Origin of the sequence: Halalkalibacter akibai JCM 9157, from assembly GCF_000513135.1 — a bacterium.
Classification (GTDB): Bacteria; Bacillota; Bacilli; order Bacillales; family Bacillaceae_D; genus Halalkalibacter; species Halalkalibacter akibai.
Genome location: NZ_BAUV01000043.1, coordinates 26,632 through 34,008 on the forward strand (window position 1 = coordinate 26,632; position 7,377 = coordinate 34,008).

Annotated in this window: 6 protein-coding genes and 1 pseudogene; 6 read left to right on the forward strand and 1 reads right to left on the reverse strand. The window is 35.8% G+C overall.

Annotated features, from left to right (window positions below; genetic code table 11):
• Positions 1-15 precede the first annotated feature (15 nt).
• Positions 16-1,416, forward strand: coding sequence for a PAS domain-containing sensor histidine kinase (locus tag JCM9157_RS18230; protein WP_035666978.1), 1,401 nt, complete (start codon positions 16-18; stop codon positions 1,414-1,416).
• Positions 1,417-1,464: 48 nt separating this feature from the next.
• Here the strand turns inward: JCM9157_RS18230 and desA are convergent, their stop codons facing one another.
• Positions 1,465-2,493 (reverse strand): Delta(5) desaturase DesA, encoded by a 1,029-nt coding sequence (gene desA / locus JCM9157_RS18235; protein WP_035666981.1) that lies wholly within the window; start codon positions 2,491-2,493, stop codon positions 1,465-1,467.
• Positions 2,494-2,904: 411 nt separating this feature from the next.
• Here desA and JCM9157_RS18240 point away from each other — a divergent pair, with 411 nt between their 5' ends.
• From JCM9157_RS18240 to phoU, 5 genes and pseudogenes are all read left to right on the forward strand, one after another.
• A complete protein-coding gene (locus JCM9157_RS18240; protein ID WP_035666983.1) occupies positions 2,905-3,927 on the forward strand; it encodes a PstS family phosphate ABC transporter substrate-binding protein in 1,023 nt (340 codons plus the stop codon).
• Between the two features lie 95 nt (positions 3,928-4,022).
• Positions 4,023-4,978, forward strand: a pseudogene (gene pstC / locus JCM9157_RS18245) (phosphate ABC transporter permease subunit PstC).
• Positions 4,979-4,980: 2 nt separating this feature from the next.
• The gene (pstA, locus tag JCM9157_RS18250) at positions 4,981-5,865 is read left to right on the forward strand and encodes a phosphate ABC transporter permease PstA (RefSeq protein WP_035666986.1); all 885 of its coding nucleotides are present in this window, start codon (positions 4,981-4,983) and stop codon (positions 5,863-5,865) included.
• 22 nt (positions 5,866-5,887) lie between these two features.
• Entirely contained in the window at positions 5,888-6,715 is an 828-nt protein-coding gene (gene pstB, locus JCM9157_RS18255; RefSeq protein WP_035666988.1) for a phosphate ABC transporter ATP-binding protein PstB, read from the forward strand.
• 12 nt (positions 6,716-6,727) lie between these two features.
• A partial coding sequence (gene phoU / locus JCM9157_RS18260) for a phosphate signaling complex protein PhoU (RefSeq protein ID WP_035666991.1) occupies positions 6,728-7,377 on the forward strand: 650 nt, incomplete at its 3' end.

A 7,377-nucleotide genomic window follows, 5' to 3' on the forward strand; every position in this document is an offset into this window, starting at 1 on the left:
ACAGAAAGGATCTATATGAATATTTCAGAAAAAGAAATTTTAGATAGAATCTCAGATGCCTTTTATGCGTTAGATGAACATTGGAATTTTACATATTTTAATAAAGAAGCAAGTCGATTGTTGCTGCGTGATCAAGGGAAACTAATAGGGAAAAACATTTGGTCAGAGTTTCCAGAAACGATTGAAACTTCTTTATTTGAAAAATACCATAAGGCCCTTAAAGTTCAGTTGCCACTTCAGTTCGATCTATACTATGATCCACTAAAAATATGGTTTGAGATTAGGGTTTACCCTTCTCAAAACGGATTATCGGTTTATTTTAAAGATATTACTAAAGAGAAGGAACAAGCTTCTCGCCAGGAACAACATTATAGATCTCTTTTTGATTATAACCCAGATGCTGTTTATTCTTTAGATTTAGAGGGGAATTACTTAAGTGTTAATTCAACAACGGAACAGCTTCTAGGCTATAGTGAAAAAGAGCTTATACAAATGTCTTATATTCCACTTATCACTGAAGATGAGATGGAGAAAACAACTGCTCATTTTTCCAAAGCGGTTAATGGTTGCATTCAACATTATGAGTCAAAAGTTACACACAAAGAAGGACATATAGTAGATATAAAAGTCACGAACATTCCAATTATTGTTGAGAACAAAATTGTAGGAGTGTATGGGATTGCGAAGGATGTCTCCAATCAGAAAAGAACTGAAAAACTGTTATTTGAGTCTGAAAAATTAACAGCCGTTGGACAGCTAGCAGCATCTATAGCTCATGAAATTAGAAATCCACTTACATCTATCAAAGGATTTCTTCAGTTGATTAAAGGAACAAATGAGAAAGTGAATAAAAATTATCTTAACATTATGGCTGATGAAATAACGAGAATTGAAATGATCACAGGGGAACTACTTTTATTAGCGAAACCACAGGCACATGATTTCCAATATGAATATTTAAATAAAATAGTGGAAGATGTCGTGCTGCTATTAAGTTCTCAAGCGTTAATTAACCATGTTGAAGTAAATGTAACCATTAACCGAGTTCCATTAATGAAATGTGTTCCGAATCAATTAAAGCAAGTATTTATTAACTTGATTAAAAACGCTATTGAAGCCATGCCAACAGGTGGAGTTATTACGATTCATGCGTCTCAACAACAAGATACTTCTATTCGTATCGTTATTGAAGATGAGGGAGGCGGGATTCCACAAGAGTTTTTGGATAAGATCGGTACTCCTTTTTATACGACAAAGGAAAAAGGAACTGGGCTCGGTTTAATGACAACATTAAAAATAATTGACTTCCATCATGGAACGTTAAACATATCAAGTGTGATAAATAAAGGAACAAAAATAGAAATAATCCTACCGCTTGAGCAGACTACTACGTTAAAAGGAAACCTTTCAAAGTAAAACACGCCCCTTAATCAAAGAAGGGGCGTGTTTCTAGTTGTTAATAGGCTATCCACTTATGGTTTTATCTTGTTTAATAAATTCACGGATATCTTTATTCCCAATGAACTTTTTCGCTCGATCATCCCATAATTTAAAGGTGAGCGATTTTAAACTTGTGAGTAATGTTAAAGTTGGAACATCTTGAAGGCGCTCGTCACTGTTATGAGCTTGTTCAAGAAGATAATTTGGTACACGAGAATTCAAGTGATGAACATGATGATAACCAATGTTACCTGAGAACCACTGTAGAATTTTCGGTAATTTATAATAGGAACTACCTTTTAAGGCAGCTTCAACAAAGTTCCAATTTTCATTATGTTCAAAGTAACCATCCTCAAATTGATGCTGTACATAAAACAACCATACTCCTGAAAAAGTTGCTACATAAAAGATCGGTAGTTGTACGAGAATATACTCTTTCCACCCTATCGTAAAGCCAACAATACAAACAATGGTTACAAGTGCTACATTCGTCAACCAAACATGGCGTTTCTCTTTTGGAGAAGCAGTTTTAGCATTGAAACGATAGTCGATTAAGAAGATGTATAAAGGACCGATTAAAAACATGACAATCGGATTGCGATAGATTCGATAAGCGATTCGTTTGAACGGAGTAGCGTCCGCGTATTCCTGTAACGTCATTGTCCAAACATCACCAACGCCTCGTTTTTCTAAATTTCCATTTGAAGCATGATGGGTCGTATGCGTTCGTTTCCATTGTTCGAACGCGCAAAAAGTAAACAAACCAGTAATAATTCCTACGATCTCGTTAGCCTTTCGACTCTTAAAAAATGAATAATGTGTGCAGTCATGAAAAATGATAAACGTCCGGACCAAAAATCCAGCTGCGGGTACAGCACATAAAAGTGTTAACCAGAATGAAATTTCTAGACTAAGATACGCAAGAACCCACAACAGTAAAAATGGTCCGACCGAATTTACTAGTTGCCATGTACTTGCTGAAACACGGGGTTTCTCGAATGGAGCTAATTTCTTTTTCCATTCACGGATGTCATAGTTTGAATTTTTGCTCATTAAATAAACTCACCTCATAACAAATTCTAACAGAAATTCACCAAAAAACGACATTATTTTTTGGTATAGAAAAAAGTGGTTGACGTAGTTAGATTAACTTATGTCTGTTTATGGTCTTATTTTAAAGTCATAAATACCACCACTAATTACCATTCATATTATTTACTTTGTTATTTGTGACCATACATGAAATATGAACTCTATCTAATAAGTTTTATGCAAGCACTTTTTATGAAAAAGCTAGTGTTTATGCCTATTAAAATACTAGATGTGTGCATGATTCGACAAGCCTTTACAAAAGCTTTACATTCCAACCATACCTCCTTAACATTCCTCTACTATACTAGCAATTGTGAGAGGGAAAACCTTTCAACATCTAACATTTTCCTAGAGAAAAGGGAGGACAATTCAGTGAATTTCAAAAAGTATTTCTTGTTCTTAGTAATGGCTGCACTAATGGTTGTTATGGCAGCGTGTGGAGGAGGTTCAGACGAGCCAACTGCAGCTGCAAATGAAACGCCTGATACTGCTGAAGAAACAACAGAAACAGAGACGGAAACAGAAACAGAAGATGTTACAGCTTCTCTAGAAGGAAGTGTTGTAATTGATGGTTCAGGTACCGTATTTCCACTAATGTCAGTGCTTGCTGAAGAATATATGGTAAATGAGCAAGAGAACGTGTCTGTTGAAGTAAGCCGTGCTGGTACAAGTGCTGGTTTTGGAAGATTCTTAGTTGAAAATGGAACTGATTTTAATAATGCCTCAAGAGCGATTAAAGAAGAAGAACAAGCTGAAGCAGATGCAGTAGGCTTTGAAGTAAAAGAGATGAAAGTAGCATTAGACGGTTTAACATTCGTTATTAATAAAGAAAATGATTGGGCTACTGAGTTAACAGCTGAAGAATTAATTCGTATTTTCAAACATGATGGTGGAGTAACAAAGTGGTCTGATCTTCGTCCTGAATTTCCAGATGAAGAAATCCATGCAATGGGTCCAAATGAAAATCATGGAACATATGAATTTTTCTACGAGAAAATTCTTGAAAAAGAAGATTTAGTAGACGGGGTTAACCTTCAACAGGAATACTCAACACTTGTTAACTTAGTATCTGAAGACAAAAACGGAATTGCATTCTTTGGGTTTGGTTATTACGTAAATAACCAAGATAAATTACAAGCTGTACATGTAGATTTCGGTGATGGCGCTGTTGAACCAAGTCTTGAGACAATTGATGAAGCTGGTGATTATGCACCATTCACTCGTCCTGTATTCACATACTTAAATGTTGATATGGCAAAAGCTAAGCCACAAGTTTTAGATTTTGCACTTTATGTAGCGAATAATGCTGATGTATTCGCTGGACAAACTGGATTTGCTCCACTTCCAGAAGCAGAGTTGCAACAATACATTGACTATTTAGAAGGCTTGAAATAATAGTTAGTGTGGTTTTTAAAGGATGAGGGCTGTTGTTAGTTCTCATCCTCTTCTATATAAAGAATTGGTGAGGATTGGAAGGGGTGCACTAAGTGATGGAAACAAGCAGCGCATTAAAAAAGGGGAACGCTGTTAACGTTAGGGACATGATTGAAGAAAAGAAAAGCACTAGAAATATGACAAATGTTATGGAAAAGCTTATGCCTAAGCTTCTTCTACTTATTGCGAGTATTTCAATTTTTACAACACTTGGCATTTTATTTACATTATTGTTTGAAACAGTTGAATTTTTTCAACGGATCCCTTTTTATGAATTTTTCTCAGGGACAGTTTTGAAGCCTTTAAGTCAGAATCCTCAATTTGGAGTTCTACCTTTGCTGACAGGAACGATCATATCATCTGTGATTGCAATGTTTGTAGCGATCCCTATTGGATTAATGACAGCTATTTATTTAAGTGAATATGCAACAGATAAAATAAGAAGACTAGTAAAACCTATTTTAGAAATTCTTGCCGGTATTCCAACTATTGTTTATGGATTTTTTGCTTTCACATTTGTGACTCCTTTGTTAAGAGAGTTTATTCCTGGCTTACAAGCAACCAATATATTAAGTCCCGGAATAGTAATGGGTATTATGATTATCCCGATGGTAGCTTCTTTATCAGAAGATGCAATGAGTTCAGTACCGAACTCAATGAGGAAGGGGCTCTTGCCTTAGGTTCAACGAAACTAGAAGTCACGGGTAAAGTGATTATTCCGGCTGCTATGTCTGGGATCGTAGCTTCGTTCGTTCTTGGAATTTCACGTGCTATTGGAGAAACAATGATTGTAACGATAGCGAGTGGAAGTTCTAAAAACTTTACATTTGACATTACACAATCGATGCAGACAATGACTGCTTACATTGTTGAAGTGAGTAGTGGGGATGCTCCTGCTGGCTCGACTATATATTACAGTTTATATGCTGTTGCCATGACTTTGTTTGTTTTTACATTTCTTATGAATTTATTTGCTAGATATATCTCTCGTAAATTTAGGGAGGAATATTAAAAATGAAATACTTAGATTTAGCTCAAGTTGAGAAAAAGATGAACTCAAGATTGTTAAAAAATAACTTGGCAAAGACATTCTTTCTTTTAGCTACTTTATTTGGATTAATAGTCTTAGTTGTATTAATTTCTCGAGTCATTTCACAAGGGATTGCTTGGATTAATGTTGATTTTCTAACTGGTAAACTTTCGAATAATCCTGAGCGTGCTGGAATAATGGGGGCCATTCTAGGCACTCTCTGGCTAATGTTAGTCGTTGCTCCAGTCACGATGTTATTAGGGGTAGGTACTGCTATATATTTAGAGTGCTATGCTCAGAAAAGTCGAATTCATTCGTTCATTCAAACGAACATATCCAACTTAGCTGGTGTACCGTCCATCGTATTTGGAATTTTAGGTTTAACAATTTTTGTTCGAGCAATGGACTTAGGAAACGTTATACTAGCAGGTGGTTTAACGATGGCACTTTTAGTACTACCAATTGTTGTTGTAGCGAGTCAAGAAGCGATTCGTGCCGTCCCTGGTCATTTAAGTGAAGCTTCATTCGGAATGGGTGCTACTAAATGGCAAACCATTAAAAATATCGTTCTTCCAGCGGCTCTACCGGGTATTTTAACTGGAGCTATTTTATCTTTATCACGAGCTATCGGCGAAACAGCTCCACTAGTCGTAATAGGGATACCTGCTTTATTAATTCCTTTTCCAGGAAGTCTAATGGATCGCTTCACAATCTTGCCGATGCAAATTTATTATTGGACGATAGACGCAGCTTTAGTGGCTGAGTACGCCAATCTAGCAGCAGCAACAATCATTGTTTTGCTAATCGTTTTATTTGTATTAAATTCTGTAGCTATTATAATTCGTAACAAGTTTCAACAAAGGTACTAAAAGTATATAGGGGGTATAAGTGATGGGACTTGCTTCAAAAAAAGCGAATGTGGCATTCGACTCAATTCATTCTTCAACCGACAAACAATTGGAAAAGAAAGTTGTATACGATACGAAAGATTTGAACTTATGGTATGGGAAAGACCATGCGCTAAAAAATATTAATCTCTCTATTTATGAAAAAGAGGTAACAGCAATTATTGGGCCATCTGGTTGTGGAAAATCAACTTATATCAAAACGTTAAATCGTATGGTTCAACTTGTACCTATTGTAAAGATCTCAGGAGATATCAGCTATCGTGGGAAAAGCATCTTAGATAAATCTTATAAAGTAGAGGATTTAAGAACTCGTGTAGGGATGGTTTTTCAAAAGCCAAATCCATTTCCTAAGTCGATCTACGATAATGTCGCTTATGGCCCACGAATTCACGGAATCAGAAACAAGAAGATTTTAGATGAGATCGTTGAACGTAGTTTACGTGGTGCAGCTATTTGGGATGAAGTTAAAGAACGTCTGCATGAAAATGCATATGGATTATCAGGAGGACAACAACAACGTTTATGTATTGCTCGTTGTTTAGCGATTGAACCTGATGTTATTTTAATGGATGAACCAACATCAGCTCTTGATCCTAAATCTACATTAAAAGTAGAAGAATTGATTCATGAACTTAAAAACAATTACTCGATCATTATCGTTACACATAATATGCAACAAGCAGCCCGTATTTCTGATAAAACAGCGTTCTTTTTAAATGGTGAAGTCGTGGAATTTGATGATACAGATGTGATTTTTTCCAATCCCACGGATAAAAGAACTGAAGATTATATTACGGGTAGGTTCGGATAGAGGTGATATTTTATGGCTGTTCGCGAGAGTTTTCATTCACAGCTTGATTTAGTTAAACAACAACTTCTCAATATGGGAGATCGGGTAGAGGATGTCTTAGATGAGATGCTTAAGGCTTTTTCCTCTTCTGATACGAAAGTAATGGAACACATTATCAGCCATGATATCGAAATCAATCAGCTTGAAATCGGCATGCATAATCAAGTTACGTTACTAATATCTAGGCAGCAACCAGTGGCAACAGATTTAAGGAAATTAATTGTGGCTCTAAAAATATCAAGTGACCTAGAACGAGTGGCAGATTTAGTTGTAGATATTGCAAAACAATCAAAGCGCCTAAAACGAGATAGTTTATTAAACTATCATGTGAAGCTAATTGCTATGTTCACCATTGCTCAAGAGATGATCAATAAGTCATTACAGTCATTTAGAAATACAGATATTCTCATGGCACAGAAAATTGCTATGATGGATGATAAAGTTGACTCAATGTACGGCGAGTTCATACGAGAATTATTTAAACTTAGCGATGATCTTATTGAAATCGATCAAGTGACTCAGCTTGCGTTTATAGGTCGCTACATTGAACGAATAGCTGATTATGCAACAAATATTGCAGAATGGGTTGTGTATGAAGTAAATGGAAAACATTTCGATTTAAA

Bases quoted from the DNA above. Each gene is read 5' to 3' on its own strand.
- JCM9157_RS18230 (WP_035666978.1), top strand. From the start codon at position 16: ATGAATATTTCAGAAAAAGAAATTTTAGATAGAATCTCAGATGCCTTT.
- desA (WP_035666981.1), bottom strand. From the start codon at position 2,493: ATGAGCAAAAATTCAAACTATGACATCCGTGAATGGAAAAAGAAATTA.
- pstA (WP_035666986.1), top strand. From the start codon at position 4,981: ATGAAATACTTAGATTTAGCTCAAGTTGAGAAAAAGATGAACTCAAGA.
- pstB (WP_035666988.1), top strand. From the start codon at position 5,888: ATGGGACTTGCTTCAAAAAAAGCGAATGTGGCATTCGACTCAATTCAT.